The organism is Leptospira selangorensis (assembly GCF_004769405.1).
Classification (GTDB): Bacteria; Spirochaetota; Leptospiria; order Leptospirales; family Leptospiraceae; genus Leptospira_B; species Leptospira_B selangorensis.
On the sequence record NZ_RQES01000012.1, the window covers coordinates 415683 to 442540 of the forward strand.

A 26858-nucleotide genomic window follows, 5' to 3' on the forward strand; every position below is an offset into this window, starting at 1 on the left:
ATTTTCGGATTTTTCTTCCTAAGGCTTCTCTAACCGGATTTTTTCTTGTCAATTTATTGTTCTGAGAGACAATCCCCTGCCTATGAGTTCTTTTCTTACACATATCCAAGATAGATTAAAAGTCTGCGGTCCATTATCTTATAAAAATATGTTCGGCGGTTTCGGGGTCTATTCCGGATCTCAAATCTTTGCAATGGTCATCAAAGACCGTTTATATTTTAGAGTAGGACAATCCAACCAGGCAGAATACGAATCTGCAGGAATGGCGCCTTTCACGTATGCTGGGAAAGATGGAAAACTTGTCCGAGTCTCCTATTGGGAAGTCCCAGAAGAAGTTTTAGAAGATGACGAAGACCTTGTATTCTGGTTCAGAAAATCTTTGGCAGAAGCGAATAAAGCTTCTTCCTTAAAGAAAAAGACAATCCCCAAAAAGAAAATTATCGCAAAGAAGAAGGTTACAAAATCAAAAGTCTCTTCTTCTAAAAAGACTATTGCAAAGAAAAAAGCCGCCCGCAAAAAATCGATCAAACGTACGGTTAAGAAAACCACGACAAAACGCAAGGTCGGCAGGTAGTTTTTTCAATTTACATTATTGAGCCGACTGCTACTCTGGAAGAATGAAATCGAGATCCTTGAAAGTTCTGGTGGCCTGCGCCTTACTTTCTATTCTCGTACCTGCATTCAATTGCGGCCCTTTTTGTGAAATAGAAGCTGGCACTTCCGAATCTTCTCCCTGTCATCAAGATCAAAATAGAGACAGCGGTCCTGTTTGCGATTGGGATCTAGTTTCTATCAAAAAAGAAATAGAGGATTTCCGTTCTATTCTATCCTTTCCGGTCCAAGTTTTTGAACATTTCAGAATAGGTTTAGAGGATTTAGTTCACATTTCTTCCTTCTATCCTTTCCAAATCGAATTCCAAAAACTTTCCAGCTCGGAAACAATTACTCACCTTTCATTTATCAGAATTTTAATTTAGATCTCACATTATAATTTTCTGTTCTTATAATGTGAGGTTATTGTGCGTTTTTATTATATACTCGTATTCTTGTCTTTTTTCGGGATATTATTCCTCCCTGCCCAGGCTTCGGAGAACGATACCGGAAAAGAATTAGATTTAAATTCGATCATGACGATCGCGGAGAAAAATTCTCCTTTGCTCACCGCGATCCATTCCGACTTAGAAAGCCTTTTTTATAAAAGAAGGCAGGAAGGTAAAACCCAGAACCCTTCCGTTTATATCGATTACGGTCAAAGAAAGGCTGCAGATGAATCAGGAGCAGAATATGCAGTCCAGATAGAACAACCTGTTTATTTCCCGGGAAGGAAGGAACTCAAACAACTTTTGGTGGATAATGATTCCAAGATCAAGGAAGTCCAACAAATAGAAGCTTTCAACTCTATCCGACTCAGTTCGATCAAGTTTGCATATCGTTACTTGGTGGCGGCCGATAAGAAGAATCACGTAAAGGAAAGACTCAAAAGACTCTCTTTGATAGAAAGTTATATCAAGGCCAGACCATTCTTCACTCCTCAGGCAAAAACGGATCTGTTTATCATAGAAACGAAAATTTTAGCTCTAAGAAAACATTTTAACGATCTGGAACTTGGAGCCGCAAAAGATTACGAATCCTTAAACTTATACTTAAGACAAGAGTTCATTCCGAATCTAAAAATTCCTTATTACAAATCCGGCGTAAAATTCGATCGTAAGGATTTGGAAAAAAAAGCCGTATCCCAAAATCCTTCCATTCTCGCCGCTAAAGGAGAATTGGATAAGGCCAGAACAGAACTCAGATTGGCAAATTTAGAAAAATATCCCGATTATTCCATCACTAGCCAGATCGGAGAGGATAAATCCGGGGTAGCCAACAGATTTTACGATTTTGGATTGAAGTTCAGAATTCCGGTCTGGGACCAATTCCAAAACAAAGTGGCTTCTGCAGAGACAAATATGAAGTCAAAACAAGATAGGTTAACATATCAGGAAAACTTAATACAAACTTCCTTTAACCAGGCATTTTTAGAGTATGAACAATCCAAAATGAACCTGAAACTCTATGACCTGGCCCAGCTGGATCGGATCGATAGAGATCTGAACTTCGCGGATATGGAGTTCAAGCGGGGAAGGATTCAACTCATAAGTTATCTGGAATTGGAAAACCAACTACACGAAACACATCATGCGGTTCTGGACGCTCAAATTTCACATTTGGAAAGTCTTCTGAACCTACTTTATATCACGAACGAAAAAGATATTTTAGGAGTAATGGGCAATGCTAGCCAGACTTTTGAATACCAGCCTAAATAACCCGTTCTTATCCGTAGGACTGGTCTCATTTTTATTAATATTTTCATTTTATACCTTAAACGAAGTTCCTATAGATGCGGTCCCGGACATCACGAATGTGCAGGTGATCGTCACGACCGACACCGGTTCTTTGGATCCGGAACAAGTGGAGAAGGTGATAACTTTTCCTTTGGAAACGGAACTTTTGGGTCTACCGAATCTAATAGATGTACGTTCCGTATCTAAATTCGGTTTATCTAATATATCCCTGATCTTCAAAGAAACTACGGATATCTACCAGGCAAGAGCCATGGTAGCTGAAAGAATTTCAAGCGCTAAGGAAAAACTTCCTCCTGGTGCTGCTCCTACGATAGTTCCAAATACGACAGGTCTGGGAGAGATCTTCTTTTATTCGGTAGAAGCGATTCCGGATTCCGAGTTAGATAAACTTCCTGAAGAGAAAAAACTTTTATTGCTAAGAACCGTTCAGGATTACGTAGTCCGCCCTCAGATCAAAGCAATGGTCCCTGGAATTGTAGAAGTAGATTCCAATGGAGGTTACGAAAAAGAGATCCATATAGATGTTGACCCAAACAGAATGAAACGTTGGGGACTTTCCATTGATCAGATCATCCGAGATATTTCTACAATAGGAGAAAGTTTCGGCGGAGGATTCATAGAGAACTCGGGAAAAATTTCGATCGTAAGAGCTTATGGGCTTAAAAAAAACCTGAATGAGATCTCTGCAATTTCTGTCAGAAGGACTCTTACCGGCGCATCCGTAAAAGTTTCGGATATAGCGGATGTAAATGAACATGGCACACCAAGATTAGGAGGAGCCAGTTCCAACGGAAAAGAGATCGTACTAGGCACAGCATTAATGCTAAAAGGAGAAAATAGTTACAGAGTAAACGAAGATCTCCATAAAGCAGTATCGAATTTAAGCCTGCCTGAAAATGTAAGAGTGAGGATCTTATTAGAAAGATCTTTTTTGATACAATCCACCATCAAAACGGTCCTAAAAAACCTGGGAGAAGGTGCGATCTTAGTCATACTTACACTTTTCCTAATATTGTTCAACCTAAGAGCCTCTTTAATAGTAGCATTGATCATTCCGGGTTCCATGCTACTCGCTTCTATTTTTATGAGGTTTTTCGGGATCTCCGCCAACTTAATGAGTTTAGGAGCGATAGACTTCGGATTATTAGTAGATGCCTCTATCGTAATTACGGAAAACGTTCTCTCTAAATTCGAGACCGGAAAATTCACAAACAACGAAGAAAAACGAAAAGTCATTTTGGATTCGTCTTTGGAAGTATTGAAGCCTGTATCTTTCGGTATCTTAGTGATCATGTTGGTCTATGTTCCGATCTTAACTTTAGATGGGATCCCAGGAAGAATGTTCCGACCTATGGCAGAAACTGTACTTCTCGCGTTAGGGTTCAGCTTATTTTTAGCGGTTTTCCTTCTTCCTCCCCTTTTATACTTCTTCTTAGCACCGAAAAACATAGGGGCGCATAGCAAGAAGAAGGACAGTAAGATTGTAAACTGGTACGCGGAAAAATTACCGAAGATCTTGGATCAACCTCGAAAGATCATTATATATTCCTTAATATTCTTCGCGGTTACACTTCTTATCTATTTCAGAATGGGAACTGTATTCCTTCCTAAACTAACGGAAGGAGATCTAATGTTAGTCATTGTTCGAAATGGAAACACAGGATTAGAAGAAAGTTTAAAAGAACAAAAAGAATTAGAACTTTTCCTTGGACAAATGCCTGAAGTAGAAAGTGTATTTTCCAGGATAGGCACGAGCTCGGTTGCAAACGATCCGATGGGGCCATTCAATGCGGACACATTTATCATTCTAAAAAAGGATATCCTACCGGATCTTTTAGAAAAGAATACTTGGGAAAAATTTCTGGATAAGATAGAAACATCCGTAAAAGAAAAATTCCCGGAATCGGAACTGACCTTGAGCCAACCTTTAGAGGCTAGGTTCAACGAATTATTAGAGGGAAGTAGAGCGGATATTAGTGTCAGGATCTTAGGGAAAGATCTGAACATTCTATTACAACTACAGGAAGAATTAAAAAGCACATTAGAAAAGATCCCCGGAGCGGCAGAAGTTGAATTAGATCCCATCATGGCATTAAGAAAATCGAATGTAATCGATGTGATCCCGGATAGCACAAAACTAAAATACTATAATATCTCGTTACCTCTATTTAACTCAGTGCTGGAAAGTTCAATGAGTGGATTTGAATTGGGAGGATTTTATGAAGAAGAAGTCAGATTCCCCATCAAGATCAGACTTTCGGAAGAATTCCGAAATAGAGAATCTGAAATTGGAGATATCAATGTAGGCACGGAAGATGGAGGAACCGTACCCATCCGACTATTAGCTTCCATCCAGAAAAAGGAGAAGGTAATGACCATCTCCAGAAATAAATCCAGAAGATTCGTAGCTGTTTCCGTGAACTTAAGAGGAAGAGATTTGGAAGGATTTTATAAGGAAGCGATCTCAGAAGTTTCTAAATTACAGATCCCTAATGGATACTCCATTTTTTGGGGAGGGCAAATAGAAAACCTTTCCCAAGCCAAACAAAAACTCTCCGTAATTGTGCCTGTGACATTGTTCATGATATTTACCGTTCTATATTTAGGGCTTAGATCCATCAAACAGGCCTTATTGGTATTCTTCTGTGTTCCATTCGCTTTAACCGGCGGGATCTGGTTTCTATTTTTAAGAGGAATGGACTTAAGTGTATCCGCATTCGTGGGATGTATCGCTCTTTCCGGAATCGCAGTCTTGAATGGACTCGTAAAATTATATACGATCGATCGGATCAGAGCGGAAAGTAAACTTAGTGTACGAGAAGCCGTATTAGAAGGTGCGGTCAGTCGTATACGTCCGGTAGTCATGACCGCTTTAGTTGCTTCTTTCGGATTTATTCCTATGGCATTCGGAACAGGATTAGGTGCGGAGGTCCAAAAACCTTTGGCCACAGTCGTGATCGGAGGGATTTTTTCTTCCACGATCCTAACCCTAGTATTATTGCCTGCATTCTATTATTGGTTAGAAAAAGAATAAGCCCAATTTATCATCCGGTTGAGATTAACAACCGCAGCCGGATGATTTTTGGACTTCTTTATTCTTCTTCTTAAAAGAAAACCAAAACCATATTCCAGCAAGAGCGACGCCGATCACTGGAACCATATATCTTTCCAGATCCAAAAGATTTCCTAAAACTTCTGCGGAGAACCATCCGAAAAGTAAAGGTGCGAAACAGGATAAACATAAGATCCCTGCAAACAAAACGGAAAGTTTGGCAAACGATTTTGCTTTCGTAGGAATTCCTATATTCTCCTTCTTCCGACTCAAAAAAGCCGATCTGAAAAAATTGATCCCTTCTTTACTGGAAGAGATCCGGATCATATTCCCATCCTGATTTCTTTCTAATTTGAATTCCAGAAAAGGACAACATTGGTGTTCTTTGGAAAACCATTCCGTCAGTTCTTCTGCGGATAAAGAATGATCAAAGTAGAGTTCAAACCCTTCTTCCTTTTCCAAAAATCCTTTGGCGCGATCTAATACTTTTTCTGAATGGGAAATATGAGATCTTCTCTCCTCGTTTGTAAAAACTGTTAAATCACAGGCGATAGGCGTTTCTTTTTTAGTTAACATAGTCAACCTCCTGACTAAAAACAGGTCCAATATACAGGTTGGAGTTAGGTCCAAGGTCAAGAGCAGGGGCTAAAATTTTATGCAAGAAAATAGAAATTTTTTAATAGGCCAACTGGCGGAGAAAGTGGGAGTCTCAACGGATACTATCCGTTATTATGAAAAAGAGGGACTGATCCGCTCTCACAGACATACAAATAATTATAGGATCTATTCCGAATCGGATTATAAAAAGTTGGGTTTTATTTCTAAAGCCCAGGGTTCGGGATTTACTCTCCGAGAAATAAAAGAACTTCTATCTTTGATAGATGAAGGAAGAAGGGACTGCTCCGATTATGAAAATGTTGCCAAACAAAAGATCAATGAGATAAAATCCAAGATCAAAGTTTTGGAAGAATACAATAATTCTTTAATATCATCCTTGGAGTGCTGCAGCCCGGAAACAAAAGAATGCAAAAGTCTGCCATCTTTTTAGCTGAGATAATTATGCGGCTACAGCTTGCAACTTTTTCTTAAGGACTGTCGCAGCTAAAGCATAACCTCCGCCTGCCCCATCAATAAAATGAACTTCTCTTTCGGTCCCTGCATGTAATAAACAAGTCATTAAAGCTCTGTCGGAAATATGGATTCCGAAGTATAGTTTACCGGACTTCTCCGCTTCCGCTAAACTGGATTCTAGTTTTTTCCTATCCATAGTGTCGGTTGCAAATACCATCTTAAAAGTTCCGTCAAACTTCCTAAAATCGGAAGAAATGATCTGATAGTTTTTTAACTTATTCAGTTTATAATGAAATACTTTTAAAGGAAGATTCCAACGGATTGCAAGTTCTGCGCCATAAGTCTCGAATTTAATCTTCCATAGATATAATTTTCTTAATATACTATTTCCTTTAGAAGACGCAATCGCTTCATTATTCAAAACGGAAGAAGAATGTTCTATGATCAGATTTTCTTCTCTTAAAGGATGATATTCTCTCTCGGAACCGTATAAAGAGTCGATTAAGGATAATAGGCCAGAAAGAGTTTTTGCTGCTTCCGAATCGGAATCCGAATTGATCTTAACGATTAGCGAAACCATTTCTCCTTTCGGACTTTGGATATCCTTCCATCTACAGGTAAAGCCTGAAAAATCAGCGCGAATATTCGGAATATAGGAATTATCTGTTAAATATCTAGAATTCGGCTCCTTGATCTTAATCTCAGCATAAGCCACACCGGTCCCACCTAAAACAGCCTGAGTATAATGTTTGGAAATCCTAAGTTTAGCCATTGTCAGGCTATAACCCGCTTCATAAATATCGGAAACAGGTACGAATCCGATCCGAAGATCCATCTTAAAATAATCTCTTACGAACTCTCGTGTATCCGCAAGTATGTCCCGGATCTCATTCAATCTAGAACCTGGAAGTAAAATGGTCACACCATCCCCGCCGAAGAAAAAAGGAAACTCCATGTCCTTGAGGAGATTCGTGATCCCCATCAGAGTCAATCCCCCGGCCATATTTACATCCTTATACCTACCTTCTAAAATCGCCTCGGTAGATTTTACTATGTCCGTAACGATTACAATCCAATCATCCGGAACCTTTCTATAATGTTTGCTGTCCGTAACTTCTGAAAATTGGGAAATCTCGGGAAGCTGCTTATAAAAATTTATGGTAGAATGTGTTAGGATATTCATTGGCTGGCCTACCGAACTTTGACTGTCCATTCACTCAAAAGGCAATGCTTTTTTCCAACTCGTAATATTTGGTTTGGGAATAGTGGATGCAAAAGCTTTTTAGAAAGGTTCGCATGGCAAAACCGCCGGGATCAGAACAAAATAGAATGAAGGCTACAGAAGAAAACGAACCTAAAATAATTACTTCTTCCTCGGATCTTCAAGAAAGGATCTTGGAAAAAGGAAAGGAGTTATTTCGTTTAAGCGATTCTTTCGAAGACGGTTTGTTTAGCACATACAGATTATTCTCCAAAAGCCTTTTGTTTTTGGAAAACCGTCCTCTTCTAAAATTGCAAGCATTTAGATTCGCGGATCTATTCCCGAGTCTTAGCTCTCTTTCTTCTATCTCCCGCTATATCAAGATCTATTTTGTCGAAACTCCTACGGAACTTCCTAAATGGATCTTATTACTTCTTTCCTTATTTTTATCCAATCGACTCAGTTCCGTATTCGTCGCATTAGGCGCTAAGATCGGGATCAGACTTACGGCAAAATTTTTTATCTTAGGAAGGACCTACGGTTCCGATCGTAAAAAGATCCTAGATAGATACAAAAACGGGATCTGTTCTACAATAGATATATTAGGAGAAGCCGTACTCTCCGAAAAAGAAGCAGAACGTTATATCTCCGAATATTTACTTTTATTGGAAGAAGTTTCCAAAGATAAAGAACTTTCGGAAATACGCGGCTCTCAATTTCCGGGAGAACCTACAGGGAACGTTTCCGTAAAATGTTCTTCTCTTTATTCACAATTGGATCCGCTTGCACATGAATCTTCCGTGACTCATTTAATAGAGAAGTTACGGCCAATCCTTAGTTCCGCAGTTTCTAAAAATATTTTTATCAATCTAGATATGGAACAATATGAGACCAAGGATATCATAATGGATACTGCGTTCAGGATTTTTGCAGAACCGGAGTTCCAAGATTATCCACATTTCGGGATCGTAGTCCAGGCATATCTAAAAGTTTCTCAAAAAGATCTACAAAGAGTAATAGAATATTCTAAAAAACGAAAATACCCTCTGACTGTCCGTTTGGTAAAAGGGGCTTACTGGGAATATGAAATGACCCAATCGGCTCAAAAAGGTTGGGATCCTCCCGTTTTTCTTATAAAATCCGAAACAGACAGAAATTATGAAAAATGTTCGGAGCTCCTATTGAAATCTTATCCACATATTCGGCCTGCATTCGGTTCTCATAATATAAGAAGTCTTTCTTCCGCATTTGTTAAAGCGGCAGAACATTCGGTCCCGGAAAACTTTTTCGAAGTGCAGATGTTATACGGAATGGGGAATTCTTATAAACAAGCAATTCGTAGCCTGGGAATTTCCGTCAGAGAATATTCTCCAATAGGAGAAGTAATCCCTGGAATGGCTTATTTAGTAAGAAGGTTACTAGAAAATTCTACGAACGAAGGCTTTCTCAAAAACATCAACGCAAATAGTAAAGATAGGGAACGACTATTGTATTTGGAGAATACAAAATCAAAATGAACTTCCATAATAATTCCAATTTTCAAAATGAAACCCTAAGAGATTTTTCGAGAGAAGAAGAAAGATCCATCTTAAATAATGGATTCGCCTCTATCCGAAAAGAATTCCCAATACAAGTTTTTCCGATCATCTCCGGAAAAACAAAAAAATCCTCCCTTATAGTTCCCGCTTTAAATCCGGCAAATACATCGGAAAAAATTGCGGATATACATTATGCCTCCGTAACGGATGCAGAAGAAGCAGTAAAATACTCGGTCCAATTTTTCGAAATTTGGAAAAACACAAAGCCGGAAGTCAGAATCGGTTTCTTAAAAAAAGCAGCAGACATTTTACGATCTAAAAAAGCGGAACTTACCGCATTGATGTCCTTAGAAGTAGGAAAAGGGGTCAAGGATATAGACGCAGAAATCGCAGAAGCAATCGACTTCTGTGAATTTTATGCAAAAGAAGCCGAACATATTTTTCAACCCAGAAAAAGAGATCTTTTGGGAGAAGAGAATATCTACACTTATATACCCAGAGGAGTCACATTAGTTGTCGCTCCATGGAATTTCCCTTTGGCAATCCTTTGTGGAATGACGGTAGCTCCATTAGTCGCAGGAAATCCCGTAATAATGAAACCGGCGGAACAATCTTCCGCGATCGCATTCAAACTTTTTAATATACTAATTGAGGCAGGCATTCCTTCTTCTGCACTTCATTTTTTACCGGGAAAAGGAGAAGAGATCGGAGCCTATTTAGTAAAACATCCTGAAATACATACGATTAATTTTACAGGTTCCAGAGCAGTCGGATTGGGAATGATCCGAGAGGCGGCCTCCCAAAATCTGAAATTTGTAAAAAAGGTAATCGCCGAAATGGGAGGCAAAAACGCGTTAATCGTGGATGAAGACGCGGACCTTGACGAAGCTGTGATCGCTTCTATACAATCTGCATTCGGATTCCAGGGACAAAAATGTAGCGCACTTTCACGAATTATACTTTTGGAATCTAAGTATGATACGTTCAAAAACAGATTTATAGACGCGTTACAATCCTTAAAACCAGGATTACCTGAAGATCCTTCCGTCAAAGTTGGGCCGGTCATAGATTCGGAATCCAAAAAAAGATTGGATGGAATAGCCTCCCAGTTCTCCTCTAAAATTTTAAGCAGACTTGAAATGGAAGATAATCAAAAACATACAGGCCATTTTGTGGAGCCTATCATTTTTGAAAGTGAGGATCCGATATCTCCTTTGGGACAAACAGAATTTTTCGGACCTTACGTCGCCTTATTCAAAGCTAAAAATTTTGAAGAGGCAATCAAAATAGCGAATAACGTAGACTATGCCCTTACCGGCGGGGTTTTCTCCCGAAATCCTAAAAACATACAATATGCAAAAGAAAATTTCGAAGTCGGCAATCTTTATATCAATAGAGGGATCACTGGAGCCGTAGTGGACAGGCAACCATTCGGAGGTTATAAACTTTCCGGAGTAGGCGCAAAAGCAGGCGGCCCGGATTATCTAAAACAATTTTTAGAGCCGATCAGTATAACAGAAAATACGATGAGAAGAGGGTTTATTCCGGAAACTTAGGACCTTCTTCTTTTTTTCTTGATTCTATCCTTAAGATGTCCTCCAATAAGGATCCTCGGATCCGAACATGAAGATCGTCTTATTACACGGAATGTGGTCCAGACCGGATACTCTGGACTCTGTTAGGAAAGTATTAGAACAAAAAGGCCATGAGGTCTTTGCTCCTACATTACCATTCCATGTTTTGAATAAACCACCCGATCCCTCATTGGGAAAATATAGACTTATAGATTATGTTGAATTCCTAAAACAGGAAATTCAAAATAAAGGTTGGGAAAAACCCACATTGATCGGTCACTCCATGGGAGGATGGTTGGCACAAGCATTGGCTGCAGAAGGTTTTGCATCCAGGATCGTATTGTTTGCACCTGCTGCTCCCTCCGGGATTTTTCCATTAGGACCTTCTCCTTTATATACTTTGTTAGAAGTTCCTTTTCGTTGGAAATTTTGGGCTAAACCTTTCAAACCCACCTATCGTGGAGCGAATTTCGGTCTATTTAATCGGATCCCGAAGGATAAAAGAAAAGAATATTATGTTTCTTTAAATTATGAATCAGGCAGAGCTCTTTTCGAACTTGCATTTTGGTTTTTTGATCCTTTCAAAGGAAGTAAAATCCCGGCAGAAAAAGTAAATTGTCCGGTTCTAGTTTTAGCAGGGGAGAAGGACAGGATCATTCCGATCCGAGTTACGAAAGCCGTCGCAAGAAGATACGAAAATTCCGAATTTGTTGCCCTTCCCAACCACGCGCATTGGCTTACGGACGAACCAGGAAAAGAAAAAATTTTCGAGATCATGTTCGATTGGCTGAAACAAAATAGCTAAAACGCTCAAAAAAACAACGAGTCGTCCGTTATAAATAGGAAATACATATCCGGAGAAATATTAATGAAAGAAGAGATCGGGACATTCGTAAAAACAGCGGTTAAAAGTTCCGCAAAAATATTTTTACTTTCTTCCATAGCCCTCTTTCTTGGATTCATTTTTAATCTTTTTTTATTAGCATTCTGTTTTCCAGAAATGAAAAGTATCGCGTCCAACCTGGGACCAATGCCAATCGCAAGAGCCGGAGGAATAGGAGCAATACTTGCATTAATCGTAATAGTCTTAGAGCTCTGGCCTATCGTTCTGTTGGTAATCGGATTTGCATTCGTATTCCCTTTTCTCTATTTCCTCGGGATCAAAAAATATCTTTTAGGAAGGGAATTAGGAAATCTGGTCTCAGAAAACAAAACTTGGTTCACTGAAAATATTTCCAAAACACTTTCGGAAATGATCAAAAAGAAAGTTGGATCCGAAAAGATCGATAACTGGGGTAAATTTATCTCTTCTAAACTGAAAGATCTACCAACGTTTTTGCAAGAGAAGGAGAACTTGCCCAAGGTTCTTCGTTTCATTTTGCAAACCTTCTTAAAAAAGATCCGAATTGCAGAATTCGCGGAAGAAGTGGCAGCGGCGTATGAGCAAAAAGGTACCCAAGACATTTCCGTTTTAGAAGAAATTATTAAAACCAGTTTGAACAAGGCGATAGATAAACAAATGGAACCTTCCCCTCCATTATTTTTCTATATCGTATTCGGGGCAAATTTCGGGATCTTCTTGCTCGTCAAAATTTTATTATAAAAGGTCCTGTTCGTCGTAACGATTTCCAGATAGGACGAACTATTATTTAATCCTTCTAGGATTTCGCGTATGAAAAAATCGAAACTTCTTCTCTTATCCTTAATTCTTTCCTGTTGCAGCAGTTACGAAGAAATGAATATGGAAGAAGATAAGGCCTTCCAAAAACTCAAAGAATCGGAAATATTCTACCAAGAATATTTTATCCAAAACAGTAAGGAAGACAATCCGGTCCATTGGATTAGTACCGGATGTAAACCTGACAAAGATAAGATCCTAATCTTCATCCACGGGTCTCCCGGCAATTGGTCAAATTATCTTAGATATTTAAAAGACCCGGAATTATTAAAAATTTATTGTATGTTTGGACTAGATAGGCCAGGTTTCGGAAAGTCTCCGGGGACAATCGCAGATGTAACCGGCCAAGCCGAAAAAATTTTGGGGAATCTATCCAAACTTTCTGAAATACAAAAAGGAAAAAAATCGATTTCTATATTAGGGCATTCTTATGGAGGTCCGGTCGCTGCAAGAATGGCTTCGATTTCTCCTGAAAAATTCCAATATCTGTTTTTATTGGCCGCCGCCATGGACCCGGAAACGGAAGAAATTAAATGGTATAATAAAATCGCGGATACATGGATCGCTGGTTGGATCTTACCTGAAGAATGGACCCATAGTAATTCGGAAATGTTACCCTTAAAGGAACAGTTGAAAAGTTTGGCCTCGGAATGGAAAAGGATCAAGGCGAAAACAATTGTGATCCAAGGAGAAGAGGACGGACTTGTAGATCCAAAAAATCCGGATTTTATTCAGAAAAGTTTCTCTACAGAAACAAAAACATATCTTCTACCGAAAGAAGGACATTTTTTACCTTGGAAAAACTATGAGCTAATTCAAAAATTATTAATAGAGTTCTCGAAATAATTCAAACCTCTAAGATCAGGTTTTTTCCGAGAAAATTCGCGTATTCTTTCGCAACCTTCTTCAGTTTCTTTTTAAAATTCGCATTTAAGGGTTTATAAGGATTTACTTTAAGAATAACATCTTCCTTTTTAAATTCTCTCTGCCAAATCCCACTTACCCAGCCATTAATAACCAGTGTAGGTCTAAAAAGATCATCTGCCGGAGTCAAAAGTCTTTTAGGAGGAGGATCCATACAATCTTTACGATCAGTAAACGCCAATAAGAACTCGTCAAATGCAGGGAGAAGGAATAATGTATCGGAGTCCTTTTCTACTAGATCCATCTTTTTGGGAATATAATAAGTCTGATCTTCCTTTTGAAAATTGGTCAATTTAGAACCAAAACTTTCTATACCCGCTTTCGCATCCTTTACATTCAATCCGGACCACCATACAAAATCCGCCAAGGTAGCCGGAGCCCTAGTATCGAAATATTTTTTAGTGATATCGTATAGTGCTTCTTCTTTCGGCTTCTTAACCTTTTTGATCTTTGGGATCCATTCTTCGATCAATGTGTAAGTAAAATCTTTATCTTTTCTTGGACCGAAACAGATCAGACCTTCCAAACCTGCTCTTTGTAGAATATGAGATAATCTGGTGGTATTTGTTATAATCCCAGATTTTTCCAAAATAGAGGATATTTCCTTTCTGGTAAGAAAGTTTTGGTTCGTAAGATTTTTAGAAAGAATAGAATAACATTTTTTTAATACTTTAGAATCTAACTCTATTTTTTTATAATGAGCCGCATATTTGGAAATCGTAGGAGGACCCAATAAGTCCAATAACCAATAGATATCCTTAGCGGAAACCACATGTAATGTTCCTCTCAAAGGCCAAGATCGAATGATTTTTTTATCCAAAAAAGCAGACTCTATATCTTCCTCCTTCGAACCGGGAGTCCTAAGTCCGATGGCCCATTTAGAGGCAGCATAGTCTTGGCCTTGGATAGCCACCAAATCTTCGACCAACTTTTCAGGAGAAGAATATGGAGAACTCAAAACATTTAGATGTTTCAATCTTGTTAATGCGATATTCACGTAAGTGTATCTAATCTATAAGATGTGATTTTTCGGGAATCATTTTACTATTTCCGAATGAAAACCGACGCAAGTATCGTTATTCAGTATTTCTGTGATCATCAAGACTTTTCCTGAGCAAATGGCGAAAAATACTACCTATCCAAACCTATATATGGATCATAACAAAGTTTATGGCAGAAGCTCTTAAGAACTTTTATGATGACGAGGTTCTACTAGAGATAGGAACCCTACTCTCCACAATATTATCTCATAAAAAGCCGAAAGATTGGGTCCAAGAGATCAAACGAAACGATTGGAAGAAGTTAGAACTCAAACAAAGGATCAAAAGAATTGCAGAAGTATTATCAGACTCTCTTCCTAAACCGTTTCCGAAAGCGGTCTCATCTTTATTAAAAATTTCGAAAGTTCTTGAGGAAAAATTCCCGGGAACCCAAAGGTTTTATATCATCTTCTTAGGAGATGTTGTAGAAATCTCAGGGATCGATTATCCGGAAGAATCCTTACATTGTATGGAGAAGATCACTCAAATCATCTCTTGTGAATTTTCCATAAGAGAGTTTTTGATCCGATATCCGGATATTACTTGGAAAAAAATGTTAGAATGGTCCAAACATTCTCATCCGGGAACAAGAAGATTAGCGAGTGAAGGTTCTCGTCCTAGATTACCATGGGGAAAAGGAATCCCAGGATTAAAACAAGATCCCAAAAAAACTCTCTCCATTTTGGAAAATTTGAAAAACGATCCCGATGAAGTAGTTCGCAGAAGTGTTGCCAATCATTTAAATGATATTTCTAAAGATCATCCTGACTTAGTCATATCTATCGCGAAAAAATGGAAAGGTAAATCCGAAAATACGGACCTTCTACTAAAACATGCGCTCAGAGGTTTATTAAAACAAGGCAACTCCGATACTCTCTCTATCTTCGGATTTCCAAAAAATAAATCCGCTAAAATTTCAAAATTGGAACTCCTACCTAAAATCGTAGAAATTGGAAAACATCTGGTCTATAAGTTCGAAATGAAATCGGAAGCGAAAGATCCGACTCTCTATAGATTAGAGTCTAAGATCCATTATCTAAAACCTTCCGGAAAATTTTCCGTAAAAGTATTTCAAATAGAAGAAAGAGAATTTTTTCCGAACGAAACAAAAGTTTATGAAAGAAAACAATCTTTTCAACAAATGACAACCAGGACACATTTCCCCGGAATCCATAAACTGGAAATTATAGTGAACGGAGAAACAAAAACAAAAGCGGAATTTAAAGTTTCAAATCCTAAAACCAGAAAATAACATAAACATATGAATCTACTATTACCTATAATCTTCGCCCTTCTTTCGGGACTCGCTATGTCCATACAACCGGGTATCAATTCCATATTAGGAAAAAATATAGAAAGCCCATGGCTTGCCTCCACGATTTCTTTTTTTGTTGGAACCATCGCCTTAGGGATCATAACGTTCGCCTTGGGAGAAATGAAATCCACTGCATTCATAGTACAAACAATCAAGGAGCAACCTTGGTGGATCTGGATCGGAGGGTTTTTAGGAGCAATCGTAGTCACCTCTTCTTTAGTTTTTGCTCCTAAGATAGGAGCCACAAGTTGGATCGCTTTATTCTTATTAGGCCAAGTTATAACTTCTATCTTATTAGAAAAATGGGGAATATTAGGATTTCCTGAAAAACCGATTTCAATTCAAAAGATGATCGGATTAGGATTGTTGATTTTAAGCGCTTGGCTGGTCAAAAAAGGTTGATCCGAATTTGAAAAGCCGGCGCTCACTTTTCGGAATTATTCCGTAAACAGACTTTTATTAGAAATTTTGTAGGAGCTCCAACAAAATTTATGAGGAAATGTAATTGAGGGAAATGCGAAATTGTGATAGAAGGAATCAGCTTCTCCCACGGGCCCTCCACCACCACCCAAACCAGGGTGGGGGCCGCCTTCTTTCCCACGTAGGAGCTCCAACAGATTAAAATTAACTTTTTCTAATAATCTTCGTCGGACCAACCAACATCTTTGAGGAAGTCTTCGTAAGAACCGTCAAAAATCCGAATCGTGTCGTTGTCAAAAACGATCAACTTGGTTGCGACAGCCCTAAGATGCATTTCGTTGTGGGTCACCATAATAAGAGAACCATCGAACTCATCGATGGCTTCTATCAACGCGTCGCATGATTGCATATCCAAGTGGTTGGTAGGCTCATCCAAGAAGAGGAGATGGCAAGGAGTGACCAAAATTTTCCCAAGCATCACCCTACTCTTCTCACCACCCGAAAGAACTTTGATTTTTTTCAAAGACATATCGTCGGAGAACATCAATCCGCCTGCGATAGTTCTCGCGAGCCATTCGGTGCAAGACTTATCCGCACTCATAATTTCTTCAGTGACGGTCGCATTCTCATTCAGATTCAATTTATTCGTCTGACCGAAATAACCTTCTTTCAAGGCAGGATGTTTTTGGATCCTTCCGGAACTTGGTTGGAGTTCCCCAGCAAGAAGTTTTAGAAGAGTGGATTTACCCTTACCGTTTTTACCGATGATACAAATCCGATCTCTCTTACCAACGCTCAGAGAAAAATCTGAAATCAAAAAAGGTTCCTTACCGGAATAAGAAAACGAAATATTTTCCGCAGACAACATTTGGCTCGCAGCGAAAGGAGCAGAGTTAAAATATAATTCTAGACTTTCGATTTCTTCCAAAGCCTTCATCTCGCCTTGTTTCTCTAGTTTTTTCACCCTGGATTGAGCGCGACTCGCGAAACTCGCCTTCGCTTTAAAACGTGCGATAAAGATCTCTTCTTGTTTTCTTTTTTTCGCCTCGTTCAAACGAGTTCTTTCATAAATTTCTTCAGCCTGATTGATCTGATTATAAAGTTTGTCAGTATCACCTTGGACCTTGATCGCCTTCGTACGATGGATCGCCGCAGTATGGGTCACAACACTATCCATAAAACTTCTATCGTGAGTGACCAAAATGATCTCACCTTCCCACTCGCGCAGGAATTCCTCAAGCCAACGAATAGTAACGATATCTAAATAGTTGTTCGGCTCGTCTAACATGAGTAAGTCGGGACCGGACACTAAAAGTTTCGCTAAATTCATTCGGATTTGATAACCACCCGAAAACTCTTCCGGGCTTCTTTCCAGATCCGCTTCCGAAAAACCCAAACCGGACAAAACTTTTTCAACCTGCCAAGTTTCGTATTCTTCACCCTCAGGAAGACCAAGCGCACATTCTTCCAACACAGTAGGCTTAGTGAATTTCAAGTGCTGTTGTAAATGCCCGATCTTATAACCCTTCGGCACAGTGATAGAACCGGAGTCCGGTTCCACATTCCCCAAAATCATTTGGAACAAAGTAGACTTCCCGTGGCCGTTACGTCCCACAAGGCCTAACTTTTCGCCCCGATTCAAACTCAGGTTCAGATCATCGAATAACAAATTAGAAGTATAAGATTTATGAAGATTAGAAATTTTGATCATCTTTAAGTGCGCTCTATATAAACCAAAGTTTTCCAAGGGTCCAAGATTTCACCTAAAATTGACTGTAGGAATTCCAACAGATATAAGGATTAGGGCGTTCCCCGTGAGTAGGAGCTCCAACAATGAAACAACCCTCGAGGTCCTCACGGGGCCGGGCTACTCCAGGCTTCGGACTCCTCGCGAGTGACCCATAGGAAGCGAGGAAGCCCGCGATAATAAGGGGAGTTTATCGAGGGCGCGCTAAAACTATCGGCTTTCGGCTGCGGGGTCCGCTTCGCGCCTTCCGTATCCCTAACGCGAGCCTTAAGGTCACTCCGAAGGGGTGGAGCCGCGAAAATTATAAATGTCTGATCTCCGCAGGTTGGTTATGCCAATTATTATTCAAACCATCCGCATACCATAAAGGAGCTTCGATTAGTTCATTCAGATCCGCATTATCTAAAGTAGAAATAGCAACACTTATGAATGCACCGCCGATTTCTTCGATATATCCTTTTGAGAAAGTTCTTACTCCACAATTTTTGCAAAAATGGTGTTTACTACTTTTCGTATTAAATTCGTAAAAGTTAAGACTATCTTCTCCGCTTAATAAACGAAAAGATTCAGGCTTAACGATGATGGACCAATTTCGGACCTTTCTGCAGAAGGAACAGTTACATCTACCTGTGCCAGCGCTCAAATCCAAATCCGCTTCGTAACGAACTGCACCACAATGACAACTTCCGGAATATTTTTTAAGGCTCATAAATAACTCCTTTCGGACCTTTAAAGTGGATCAAAAACTTCGGATCCGTATATGAATAATATTACAGATTAAATATGACAAATTCTGTCATATTTAGAAATCGGATCTGAAAAAATTAAAAATTTCCGCAATTTTAGTTCATCATCTATGATTCATATCGGGCGAATATGATAATTGGAAATTTAAATCGGCCTCTTACGAACCTTCTTCCTTTTGGTGTTGCCTGCTCCCTTTATAAATAGGATCCAAGCCTTCTCGAAATATTTGGAACGTTTAGAATGAGAACTAAATTCTTTACTTCCTAAAAGAACTTCGCTCAAAGGGTAACCGGTCATAACCTGGAGCAACTGAGTAGTCAGAAAGTTCGGATCCATCTGGCTTAAGTCCTTAGATTTTTGTGAGGAAATTACAAGATCCAAGATCCTTAAAAACGAAGGATTTCTCTCGCATTGTAAGTTAGATGCGATCTTAGGAATATGTTCCACTTCCGAAATAGTCATTCTGTAAAAATCCACAATCTCATCAGAAACGATTAACTCCAACAATCTTCTACAAGATTCCTTTAAAGTTTCGAGAGGATTTTCTTTTTTACATTCTATACGAACGAGTAAGTCGAAAAATTTCCGTTTTTGGAATTCCATCACGGCTAAGAATAGATCCGTTTTGGATTCAAATCGCCTGTAAATGGTATGTTTGCCGGAACCGCATGTTAGAGCTAACTGCTCGATAGAAGTAGCAGTAAATCCCTGGGTAGTAAAAAGCCCTAGGGCAATATCCAATATCTTATCGAATATGCCGTCTGACACTTCTTTGGGAGGGCGCCCCGTTCTGATCTTGCGGACCTTCTTCGCCATAAACCTTTTCCGAAAGTTCAGTTCGGATTTGGCCATAAGATCTTGTTTCATTCTACCGGGTCAAGAAATCTTCTGAAAAACTTATCAAAAGCCTTATTTATAAATAATTTGACACAGAAAAATTAATTCCAGACTAATGGAACGGTACCGTGCCGTTCTATATTGGGAGAATATATAAATGAATCCGAAAGATAAAATCATATTGGTGTTAGGAGCTACCGGGCAACAAGGAGGAGAAACTGCAAAGTATCTGCTTAAAAATCATTGGAAGGTAAGAGCTTTTACTAGAAGCCCTTCATCCGAAAACTCATTGAAGCTCAAGGATATTGGAGCTGAAATTTTTCAAGGTGATATGGAAGATCCTTCTTCTTTGGACTCTGCTATGCAGGGAGTATATGGGGTATTTAATGTTCAACCACCCGAATGGGAACCGAATGAGTCTACTGATACGAACGAAATTAAAGTAGGAATATCGGTTTCCGATTCTGCAAAAAAGGCGAAAGTTTCGCATCTAGTTTATTCTTCCGTAATTGGAGCGGAAAGACAATCCAGCTTTAGGACCCATAAATGGGAGGTAGAAAAATATATACATAGCTTAGGTTTACCTTTCACGATCCTAAGGCCTACCGGTTTTATGGAAAACTTGATCCATTCTCGCTCCGGTATACCGGGCGGACTTTTATACGAAACGGTTTTTCCGGATAGTCGGATTCATATGATCTCGGTGGAAGATATAGGAGCCTTTGCAGGTTTAGCCTTCGAAAATCCGGAAAAATATTCAGGAAGGACAATCGATCTTGTTGGTGATAGTTTAACTCCATTACAAATTGTAGATATACTTTCCATGTTTTTGGACAGGAGAATAGAATATATGAGGATCCCTCTCGAAACTGTTTATTCTCATAATAAAATTCTGGGTCGATTGTCCGAATGGATCAATGGAGAAGGTTATCCAAAAGTGGATCTGGATTCACTTCGAAAGGAATATCCTGACCTTCTGGATTTTCCGAAATGGTTGGAAAAAACCGGAAAGGCAAAAATAGAAGAGGCTTCTATCAGGTCTTAATAGCAGGAATTCCGAGCACTGTTTACTACTTTTCGGACCTTAAACTCAATTTGGCCCATTTATTTTTCCAGGATTGGGATTGACCGAATTTTGTAGCAACCGTTACAGTGATTCAAAAGATAACTATTCCAATGAGGCTCGGACAAAAACTCAAGGAATAGATAGAAAGTCCGGATCAATATATAATATCTTTTTTATATTCTCTAATGAGCGGTGAAAATCCAAAGGATGGAGAAAGAAAAATCGAAAATCCAAACGATTTTATATTAGGAGAATATTATGGGCCAAGCGACTTCTATAAGAGTCCAACCGAAAATACGTAAACCGAAATTCCCTTTGGAAGATATCGCTAAGGAAAGAGGTTTCGGCAAAAACATCCCATTCTTTACGGCATTTCTTTCCAGCTTAAGCGTATTATTTCCGGAAGGAGAACGTTTCTTTATTCGTTCAGTCAAAGCATTCAGCGAAGTTGTCGATCCTTCTTTAAAAAAGGAAATAATAGGATTCGCAGGACAAGAAGCAGTCCACGGAAATGTTCATGATAAAATGAACGAAAGATTCGTAGAGATCGGATTAGATTTCCGCAGTCATGAAAAAATGTTCTGCTGGTTATTCTTTGATATTTTAGAAAAAAATATTCTAAAACTTTTTCCAGTTTGGGGTAAAAGACTAGCACTCTCAATCACTGCAGCCGCAGAACATTTCACTGCAACTCTCGGAAGATTTTTACTTTCTCTCCCTGAAAAACGTGTAGCTTGGATCGACCCTATCAGCTGGAAAGTAATCGAATGGCATGCGTTGGAAGAATTAGAACATAAGGCTGTAGCGTATGATGTGTATCGTGCTTCCGGTGGCGGGTATTTTACTCGGATCCTTGGAATGACTATCGCAGTTCAACTACTCGGCCTTTTGGCAATCGTAGGAACAATTAGAGCCTTATTCTATTTTGGTATTCCAAATCCTGCTCAAATCGTTCGAGACATTCGTTTCTTCTTTGGTATTCCAGGTTTTGCTTGGGCAGTGATCTTCTATATTTTAGAATATTATATTCCTGGTTTCCATCCAAACGACCAAGACGATCATAAACTTCTGGAAAAGTTTGAGAAAGTGATGACCGCCCACGGATATTAAAAATTGGTCGAAGAGCTCCAGCTTGTTGGAACTCCTACAATAGGAATTCTCATATAGGTCTCGCGGACCAGTCTAATTCTGGTTACGCGAGTCCTCCGGATAAAGAGTGCCAAACATCCGATCCCAAATGGAAGTATAGAAACCGAAATTATAATCCTCATTCTGATGATGCATTGCATGGAAAGTGCTGGTAGTCAGTGTATTGAACAAATTAGAACGAAGCCATTTCTCAGATAAAGGCTCCACTCCCAAGTGTCCAATCGTTCCGAATACCACATTCAACCCGAGATAAATGCTCATCCCTATCCAAGAGAAATCATAAACACAAAGCACCAATAGCCAAAGTGTTCCAAATCCAAGAGCCTCCAGAGGATTCAGAACGAATAGAGTTAAAGGACGAGGTTTATCATATCGATGATGAGTTCGATGAGCGAATCGATATACAAGAGGAATATGGGCAATCCTATGCAGCAAATACATACCGGCATCCATAACCAAAAGAAGGATCAGAATGTCGAGTAACGCGAAAATCCCTATATCACCACGAAATTGAATAGAACCCGTTCTCCAAAGCCAAAGCCCGAGCAATGTAACAACAGTGTTCAGGAATATAGTAGAGGTTGCAAATAAGATCTCTTTAGCCTCGATCTTCGGAGGGGTCGGAACAATGCGTCGATGGGCATAACGTATAGACAGAAGATTGCCAACATACACCGAACAAGTGAAGATCAGAAGATTTTCAATCAAGAACAATAAAGCAGCCCAAGTATAGGAAATTTCTTGCAGAAAGTGAACTACTTCGTTTCCAAAATCATACATAAGTTTTATTGAATTTAAAAATCCACCTTGCAGCAAATAGTCGAAAATGTTAAACTATGCCCTATTCTGGAAAATAAAAGTGAAACGTGCATCTATCTTCTTCTATATTTTACTTATATTCTTACAAGTCCAATGCGGGACTACTTACTTGCTATACGATTATCTACAAAAAGATACGAATGATACGTCGAATCTAAGCCCGCTTCTACTCTTACTCGGCGAAAGTACTTTACTGATCGTTGAACCGATTAGCTGGGTGAATTTCTCTGCGGCTTCCATCAGTTTTCCGAGCGGAGGCTCAGGTAGTTTTGCTATAAATACGGACTATCCTTTCGCCAGCTGTCCAGGTGCCCAATTACAACTCACTGTAACTAGCACCGGAGTCCCGATCAACTTAGGTGGCACTACAGATATCTATGAAGACGGTTGTCCTGCCAACGTCAATTATACTTACAATTACGAAGTAACCGGCAATTCCGCTGGGACAGGGCAAATCATAATTCGAGTTGCCCCGTACTATTACCCCCCTTCCAATTTTCCAGATATCAAAGTGAATCAAGTTGTGGGAGTGGTTGGGGTTACAGTAAGTCCGTAAAAAGAGTTTGGCGTTCCCGCGACTAAGAACACCAACAACACAACCCCAGCTCAAATCTCGCGGGTCGGGCTACTACGGACTACGCTACGCTACGCTTCGGACTTCTCGCCTTCGGCTGCGAAGTCCGCTACGCGTCCTACGTATCCCTAACGCGGAAAGTGAAATCAAACCTTCGAAGTCTTCCATCCACCTTTTCTAAATAGCCAAAGAGTAAACAATCCCACAGAAGTTTCTGTGATCATACTTGCCCAAAATACTCCCGAGTATCCGTAAGAAAGAACCTTCGCCAAAACGTAAGCAAAAGGAATTTGGAACATCCAAAAGAAAACCAGATTGATTAATGTAGGAGTAGTAGTATCGCCCGCTCCGTTAAAGGCCTGAACGCTTACCATCCACCAAGCATATACAAAATAGGAATAGGAAACAATCCCCAACCACTCGGAACCGATAGCGATCACTTTCGCGTCATCCGTGAAGATCGACACAAGAGATTCTCTGAAAATAAAATAGCAGATGGAAACTCCGATCAAAAAGATCATATTCCATACACCGACAATCCAAACGGACTGTTCCGCACGATCCGGTCTCCCCGCTCCTAAATTCTGACCAACAAGAGTCGCTACTGCATTCGACATTCCCCAAGAAGGCATCAGAGTAAACATCATGATACGAAGAGCGATTGTTGCTCCTGCTACAGCCTCACTTCCAAAATCAGAAATAATTCTCACAAGAAAGATCCAAGAAGTCATACCGATAATAGTTTGCCCAATACCACCAATGGAAGTACGAACTATATCAGAAATAATTTCCCAGTGAATACTGATTTGGGAACGAAGCACTCGAATATGATTTCCACCTTTAAGAAGAAGATAGATTTGAAAAAGAACCCCGACTCCTCTACCTATATTTGTAGCGATAGCGGCACCTTCGATACCCATTGCCGGGATTGGCCCAAAGCCGAAAATAAAAATCGGATCCAGGATCATATTGAGACCATTAGCAATCCATAATACTCTCATTGCAATCGCTGCGTCACCTGCGCCTCTAAAAACCGCATTGAGCCCGAACAAAAGCATGATTACGAGATTTCCGCCGAAGATCCATTGTGTGTAACGAGATCCATGCTCCACAACCCAAGGATCTCCACCCATGAGAATCAAAAGATCTTTCGCAAACCAAACTCCGAAGATAGCAAAAGGTAAGGAAACAAGTATAGAAAGAAAAACGGATTGGACTGCAGCAATCCCAGCTTGCTCCTTATCTCCTTCCCCGATCCTTCTCGCAATAATCGCGGTCACTGCAGTGGACATTCCAATCGCGAGAGAATAAAGAAGAAACAAATATGTTTCCGTAAGCCCAACTGCAGCAACGGCAGAAGGACCTAAAGCTCCCACGAAATAAATGTCAACGACTGCAAATGCAGACTCCATGACTAATTCCAAAACCATCGGAACAGAGAGTAAAAAGACTGCCTTACCGAGTGAAATTTGAGTATAATCCGCTTCCGTTCCCGTAAGCGCTTTTCTTAATTCCCTCCAAAGGGAAGTTCGTTCTGATTCTAACTTAGGATTTTTTTGTATAGCATCCATCACAGCACCTTTGCGATCAATATGTGAATAATCAGCAAAGAAAAGCAAGGTACTTTATGAGATCCTTTTTACGGTGAGAACATTATAGATGTATTTAAACACCCGTCGGCTGGAGGCCGAAATATATCTTCGTTCTTTTATGCGGAAAGATTACTCCATTAGGTATCGAAAAACTACTGATCTTTGATTCTATTTTACATACAAGAGAGTTAATTATAGTCTATACATTCAGCCCTAAGTCTCAGACATACGATCTTTATTTTTTTGAATGTAGATGAAAAGTTATTAGAACTAAATTTAATTTAGTCGCCTGCTTTCTGATTGCATCGCACTTCTTTCTTCATAATTTGACTCAATGAATAAATTCACAATAATCCTTCTTTCCGCGTTATTCGCTATCATTCAATGTGCTGGCCTCACCGTGAAAGATCCAAAATATATTTCAAACTCTCCAAAAAGTAGCGATGCAGAATTAAAAATAGAATTAGCTGATTTCGGATTCTACAGAAAGGTAAATGACGACTGGTGGGGAGAAGATTTTTACATCGCGGAGTTCCGCGTAGAAAATCTTTCTGAAAAGTACAAGTTTTATCAAGTTTGCGATCACAAATTAGGGCCGAGAAATTTAGAATATACGCTGAATGAATGGACCGGTGTAATAAGAGAAATGTATAAAACATCTCCAGATAAGTTCGACACTGCTGGGTTTTTCAAAGGATTTCCTGAAATGAAATTGGTTTTGGAAATATCTGACGAGCAACTAGCGCCAACGGCTATATATTCCGGCAAATTTGTATTTCCACCCCTTTCCAAAACTAACAAAAAAATATATGGCGCCGCTATGGTTGGTTGTAATTTCGGAGTTCCAATGTCCCGAGATACGGATAGTGGAAAAACTTCTTCAGGATGGATTTCACCGAAAGGCTCGAATACTTTTAAGGTAATTTTCTCCGTTCCTGCTGGCGCAAGATTTTTACGTTTGGAACAGCAGAATGTGTTTACTACTGACCTTAATCCAGTCGTAAAACCTTAATGAACTCGATAGCCTAAAATCAGATTCATAAATTAGATCCTCTAATTTATGAATCACGTTAAGGGACAGATAAGTATACCATCACGCCCCCATACTCTCAATAAAGAGATTAACTATTTGGAGTTGTTAGAAAAGAAACTTTCTCTATCTCGGTATGGTCGGGCCCTACGGACTACGCGTCCTGCGTATCCCTGGGAGAAATAGTTTACAATTTTTGTATGTACAGGAAATTTTAAAATATGTCGGATTCATTATCCTTTCTTGAAATTGCGGAAAAGGCTCTTGCAGAAACCAGAGAGCCAATGACGGTCACTGAGATTTGGAATTTTGCCCAAAAGAAAAAATTAAAAACAAATTCAGTCGGAAAGACTCCTTTGAATTCCTTATCTTCAGCTATTTACGTAGATATTAAAAATAATCCCAGAACTATTCTCAAACAGATAAGCAAGGGACCATCAAGATTTGCATTAACTGAATGGGGGGAATTTTTTTCCGACCAAACATTCAAACTACAGTCCATTCACTTAGAGGATGATAATACACCGCAGAAAGAGAGGGAATTACATCCAAATCTTGCCGCATTCGTTTATTCCAATCTCCAATTCAAGGCATACGTAAAAACAATTTATCATGAAGTTTCACTAAAGGCCAAAAGAGGGGCAAATCGTTGGCTGCACCCTGATATTGTGGGGGTTCGATTTGCCTTCGAAGAATATGAACCCGAAACATTAGCATTACAAAAGCTAATGGGAGCCGCGGATTGTATATTATATTCTTTTGAAATGAAAGTAAACTTGCATTTCGGAAATCTGAGAGAGGCATATTTTCAAGCTGTTTCAAACTCTTCTTGGGCAAACGAGGGTTACCTTGTAGCTGCATACATTGAAGAGGAATCCGACTTTTGGGACGAGCTAAACAGATTAAATAATGCATTTGGGATCGGAGTTATTCTGTTAGATTTAGAAAATCCAGAAAACGGCCAGATAATCGTTGCGGCAAGACCTAAAGCTGAACTCGACATTGGCACAGTAGATAGATTAGCTTATAGTAATAAGAACTTTAAGGAATTTATAAGAAATATCGCGGAAGATATTAAGGTCGGAAAAGTAAAGAGCGAGTATGATAAAAGGAATTAAATAAAAAGCGAATCAAAG

25 protein-coding genes are annotated in these 26858 nt (G+C 39.4%); 17 read left to right on the forward strand and 8 right to left on the reverse strand.

The genetic code is table 11. The features are described from left to right. Positions 1 to 82 precede the first annotated feature (82 nt). Genes EHO58_RS09970 through EHO58_RS09985 form a run of 4 tightly spaced genes read left to right on the forward strand, consistent with a single transcriptional unit; the run spans position 83 to position 5382 of the window. Complete coding sequence (locus EHO58_RS09970) at positions 83 to 574, forward strand: TfoX/Sxy family protein (protein ID WP_135679806.1); 492 nt, start codon at positions 83 to 85, stop codon at positions 572 to 574. 43 nt (positions 575 to 617) lie between these two features. Further along, complete coding sequence (locus EHO58_RS09975) at positions 618 to 977, forward strand: hypothetical protein (protein WP_208728762.1); 360 nt, start codon at positions 618 to 620, stop codon at positions 975 to 977. A 42-nt stretch (positions 978 to 1019) separates the two neighbouring features. Further along, positions 1020 to 2309 carry a TolC family protein gene (locus EHO58_RS09980; RefSeq protein WP_167483207.1) on the forward strand — a complete coding sequence of 430 codons (1290 nt, stop codon included), beginning with the start codon at positions 1020 to 1022 and terminating at the stop codon, positions 2307 to 2309. Beyond that, positions 2275 to 5382 carry an efflux RND transporter permease subunit gene (locus EHO58_RS09985; RefSeq protein ID WP_135679807.1) on the forward strand — a complete coding sequence of 1036 codons (3108 nt, stop codon included), beginning with the start codon at positions 2275 to 2277 and terminating at the stop codon, positions 5380 to 5382. Before EHO58_RS09980 ends, EHO58_RS09985 begins: the two co-directional genes overlap by 35 nt. A 24-nt stretch (positions 5383 to 5406) precedes the next feature. Here EHO58_RS09985 and EHO58_RS09990 read toward each other — a convergent pair whose 3' ends face one another. Then, positions 5407 to 5976, reverse strand: a complete 570-nt coding sequence (locus tag EHO58_RS09990) for a hypothetical protein (protein WP_135679808.1) — start codon at positions 5974 to 5976, stop codon at positions 5407 to 5409. Positions 5977 to 6055: 79 nt separating this feature from the next. Here EHO58_RS09990 and EHO58_RS09995 point away from each other — a divergent pair, with 79 nt between their 5' ends. Further along, positions 6056 to 6448 carry a MerR family transcriptional regulator gene (locus EHO58_RS09995; RefSeq protein ID WP_135628905.1) on the forward strand — a complete coding sequence of 131 codons (393 nt, stop codon included), beginning with the start codon at positions 6056 to 6058 and terminating at the stop codon, positions 6446 to 6448. A 9-nt stretch (positions 6449 to 6457) separates the two neighbouring features. Here the strand turns inward: EHO58_RS09995 and EHO58_RS10000 are convergent, their stop codons facing one another. Further along, positions 6458 to 7654, reverse strand: a complete 1197-nt coding sequence (locus tag EHO58_RS10000; protein WP_135679809.1) for a DUF3095 domain-containing protein — start codon at positions 7652 to 7654, stop codon at positions 6458 to 6460. Positions 7655 to 7767: 113 nt separating this feature from the next. Between EHO58_RS10000 and EHO58_RS10005 the strand changes: the two genes are divergently transcribed. The 5 genes from EHO58_RS10005 (at position 7768) to EHO58_RS10025 (ending at position 13308) form a co-directional block, all read left to right on the forward strand. After that, a complete protein-coding gene (locus EHO58_RS10005; protein ID WP_244241126.1) occupies positions 7768 to 9189 on the forward strand; it encodes a proline dehydrogenase family protein in 1422 nt (473 codons plus the stop codon). Beyond that, complete coding sequence (locus tag EHO58_RS10010; RefSeq protein WP_135679810.1) at positions 9186 to 10766, forward strand: aldehyde dehydrogenase family protein; 1581 nt, start codon at positions 9186 to 9188, stop codon at positions 10764 to 10766. The genes EHO58_RS10005 and EHO58_RS10010 overlap by 4 nt, the downstream gene beginning before the upstream one ends. Before the next feature lie 67 nt (positions 10767 to 10833). Continuing rightward, positions 10834 to 11589: an alpha/beta hydrolase gene (locus EHO58_RS10015; RefSeq protein WP_135679811.1), complete on the forward strand. Its 756-nt coding sequence runs from the start codon at positions 10834 to 10836 to the stop codon at positions 11587 to 11589. A gap of 63 nt (positions 11590 to 11652) precedes the next feature. Next, positions 11653 to 12387, forward strand: a complete 735-nt coding sequence (locus EHO58_RS10020) for a hypothetical protein (protein WP_135679812.1) — start codon at positions 11653 to 11655, stop codon at positions 12385 to 12387. Between the two features lie 69 nt (positions 12388 to 12456). Further along, positions 12457 to 13308 (forward strand): alpha/beta fold hydrolase, encoded by an 852-nt coding sequence (locus EHO58_RS10025; RefSeq protein ID WP_135679813.1) that lies wholly within the window; start codon positions 12457 to 12459, stop codon positions 13306 to 13308. Between the two features lies 1 nt (position 13309). On the opposite strand, the gene EHO58_RS10030 is transcribed toward EHO58_RS10025, so the two are convergent. Next, positions 13310 to 14383 (reverse strand): winged helix DNA-binding domain-containing protein, encoded by a 1074-nt coding sequence (locus tag EHO58_RS10030; protein ID WP_135679814.1) that lies wholly within the window; start codon positions 14381 to 14383, stop codon positions 13310 to 13312. 173 nt (positions 14384 to 14556) lie between these two features. On the opposite strand from EHO58_RS10030, the gene EHO58_RS10035 reads away from it, so the two are divergent. Beyond that, the gene (locus tag EHO58_RS10035; RefSeq protein WP_135679815.1) at positions 14557 to 15678 is read left to right on the forward strand and encodes a DNA alkylation repair protein; all 1122 of its coding nucleotides are present in this window, start codon (positions 14557 to 14559) and stop codon (positions 15676 to 15678) included. A gap of 9 nt (positions 15679 to 15687) precedes the next feature. Next, entirely contained in the window at positions 15688 to 16143 is a 456-nt protein-coding gene (locus EHO58_RS10040; RefSeq protein ID WP_135679816.1) for a DMT family transporter, read from the forward strand. A 232-nt stretch (positions 16144 to 16375) separates the two neighbouring features. Here the strand turns inward: EHO58_RS10040 and EHO58_RS10045 are convergent, their stop codons facing one another. From EHO58_RS10045 to EHO58_RS10055, 3 genes are all read right to left on the reverse strand, one after another. After that, a complete protein-coding gene (locus tag EHO58_RS10045; protein WP_135628914.1) occupies positions 16376 to 17872 on the reverse strand; it encodes an ABC-F family ATP-binding cassette domain-containing protein in 1497 nt (498 codons plus the stop codon). A 337-nt stretch (positions 17873 to 18209) separates the two neighbouring features. Further along, positions 18210 to 18617 (reverse strand): GFA family protein, encoded by a 408-nt coding sequence (locus EHO58_RS10050; protein WP_135679817.1) that lies wholly within the window; start codon positions 18615 to 18617, stop codon positions 18210 to 18212. A 182-nt stretch (positions 18618 to 18799) separates the two neighbouring features. After that, complete coding sequence (locus EHO58_RS10055; RefSeq protein WP_167483208.1) at positions 18800 to 19471, reverse strand: TetR/AcrR family transcriptional regulator; 672 nt, start codon at positions 19469 to 19471, stop codon at positions 18800 to 18802. Between the two features lie 178 nt (positions 19472 to 19649). Between EHO58_RS10055 and EHO58_RS10060 the strand changes: the two genes are divergently transcribed. Next, entirely contained in the window at positions 19650 to 20537 is an 888-nt protein-coding gene (locus EHO58_RS10060) for an NmrA/HSCARG family protein (RefSeq protein WP_135679819.1), read from the forward strand. A gap of 279 nt (positions 20538 to 20816) precedes the next feature. Beyond that, positions 20817 to 21668 carry a metal-dependent hydrolase gene (locus EHO58_RS10065; RefSeq protein ID WP_135679820.1) on the forward strand — a complete coding sequence of 284 codons (852 nt, stop codon included), beginning with the start codon at positions 20817 to 20819 and terminating at the stop codon, positions 21666 to 21668. A gap of 72 nt (positions 21669 to 21740) precedes the next feature. Here the strand turns inward: EHO58_RS10065 and EHO58_RS10070 are convergent, their stop codons facing one another. Further along, positions 21741 to 22487, reverse strand: a complete 747-nt coding sequence (locus EHO58_RS10070) for a sterol desaturase family protein (RefSeq protein WP_135679821.1) — start codon at positions 22485 to 22487, stop codon at positions 21741 to 21743. A 79-nt stretch (positions 22488 to 22566) separates the two neighbouring features. Between EHO58_RS10070 and EHO58_RS10075 the strand changes: the two genes are divergently transcribed. Next, positions 22567 to 23082, forward strand: coding sequence for a hypothetical protein (locus EHO58_RS10075; RefSeq protein WP_135679822.1), 516 nt, complete (start codon positions 22567 to 22569; stop codon positions 23080 to 23082). Between the two features lie 164 nt (positions 23083 to 23246). Here EHO58_RS10075 and EHO58_RS10080 read toward each other — a convergent pair whose 3' ends face one another. After that, entirely contained in the window at positions 23247 to 24671 is a 1425-nt protein-coding gene (locus tag EHO58_RS10080) for an MATE family efflux transporter (RefSeq protein WP_135679823.1), read from the reverse strand. Between the two features lie 421 nt (positions 24672 to 25092). On the opposite strand from EHO58_RS10080, the gene EHO58_RS10085 reads away from it, so the two are divergent. Next, positions 25093 to 25704: a hypothetical protein gene (locus EHO58_RS10085; protein WP_135679824.1), complete on the forward strand. Its 612-nt coding sequence runs from the start codon at positions 25093 to 25095 to the stop codon at positions 25702 to 25704. Between the two features lie 239 nt (positions 25705 to 25943). Then, positions 25944 to 26840, forward strand: a complete 897-nt coding sequence (locus tag EHO58_RS10090; protein WP_135679825.1) for an HTH domain-containing protein — start codon at positions 25944 to 25946, stop codon at positions 26838 to 26840. Positions 26841 to 26858: the final 18 nt, after the last annotated feature.

Excerpts from the sequence above, each read along its gene's own strand:
- EHO58_RS09970 (WP_135679806.1), top strand. The coding sequence starts at position 83 with ATGAGTTCTTTTCTTACACATATCCAAGATAGATTAAAAGTCTGCGGT.
- EHO58_RS09975 (WP_208728762.1), top strand. The coding sequence starts at position 618 with ATGAAATCGAGATCCTTGAAAGTTCTGGTGGCCTGCGCCTTACTTTCT.
- EHO58_RS09985 (WP_135679807.1), top strand. The coding sequence starts at position 2,275 with ATGCTAGCCAGACTTTTGAATACCAGCCTAAATAACCCGTTCTTATCC.
- EHO58_RS09990 (WP_135679808.1), bottom strand. The coding sequence starts at position 5,976 with ATGTTAACTAAAAAAGAAACGCCTATCGCCTGTGATTTAACAGTTTTT.
- EHO58_RS09995 (WP_135628905.1), top strand. The coding sequence starts at position 6,056 with ATGCAAGAAAATAGAAATTTTTTAATAGGCCAACTGGCGGAGAAAGTG.
- EHO58_RS10000 (WP_135679809.1), bottom strand. The coding sequence starts at position 7,654 with ATGAATATCCTAACACATTCTACCATAAATTTTTATAAGCAGCTTCCC.
- EHO58_RS10005 (WP_244241126.1), top strand. The coding sequence starts at position 7,768 with ATGGCAAAACCGCCGGGATCAGAACAAAATAGAATGAAGGCTACAGAA.
- EHO58_RS10010 (WP_135679810.1), top strand. The coding sequence starts at position 9,186 with ATGAACTTCCATAATAATTCCAATTTTCAAAATGAAACCCTAAGAGAT.
- EHO58_RS10015 (WP_135679811.1), top strand. The coding sequence starts at position 10,834 with ATGAAGATCGTCTTATTACACGGAATGTGGTCCAGACCGGATACTCTG.
- EHO58_RS10020 (WP_135679812.1), top strand. The coding sequence starts at position 11,653 with ATGAAAGAAGAGATCGGGACATTCGTAAAAACAGCGGTTAAAAGTTCC.
- EHO58_RS10025 (WP_135679813.1), top strand. The coding sequence starts at position 12,457 with ATGAAAAAATCGAAACTTCTTCTCTTATCCTTAATTCTTTCCTGTTGC.
- EHO58_RS10035 (WP_135679815.1), top strand. The coding sequence starts at position 14,557 with ATGGCAGAAGCTCTTAAGAACTTTTATGATGACGAGGTTCTACTAGAG.
- EHO58_RS10040 (WP_135679816.1), top strand. The coding sequence starts at position 15,688 with ATGAATCTACTATTACCTATAATCTTCGCCCTTCTTTCGGGACTCGCT.
- EHO58_RS10045 (WP_135628914.1), bottom strand. The coding sequence starts at position 17,872 with ATGATCAAAATTTCTAATCTTCATAAATCTTATACTTCTAATTTGTTA.
- EHO58_RS10050 (WP_135679817.1), bottom strand. The coding sequence starts at position 18,617 with ATGAGCCTTAAAAAATATTCCGGAAGTTGTCATTGTGGTGCAGTTCGT.
- EHO58_RS10055 (WP_167483208.1), bottom strand. The coding sequence starts at position 19,471 with ATGGCGAAGAAGGTCCGCAAGATCAGAACGGGGCGCCCTCCCAAAGAA.
- EHO58_RS10060 (WP_135679819.1), top strand. The coding sequence starts at position 19,650 with ATGAATCCGAAAGATAAAATCATATTGGTGTTAGGAGCTACCGGGCAA.
- EHO58_RS10065 (WP_135679820.1), top strand. The coding sequence starts at position 20,817 with ATGGGCCAAGCGACTTCTATAAGAGTCCAACCGAAAATACGTAAACCG.
- EHO58_RS10070 (WP_135679821.1), bottom strand. The coding sequence starts at position 22,487 with ATGTATGATTTTGGAAACGAAGTAGTTCACTTTCTGCAAGAAATTTCC.
- EHO58_RS10080 (WP_135679823.1), bottom strand. The coding sequence starts at position 24,671 with ATGGATGCTATACAAAAAAATCCTAAGTTAGAATCAGAACGAACTTCC.
- EHO58_RS10090 (WP_135679825.1), top strand. The coding sequence starts at position 25,944 with ATGTCGGATTCATTATCCTTTCTTGAAATTGCGGAAAAGGCTCTTGCA.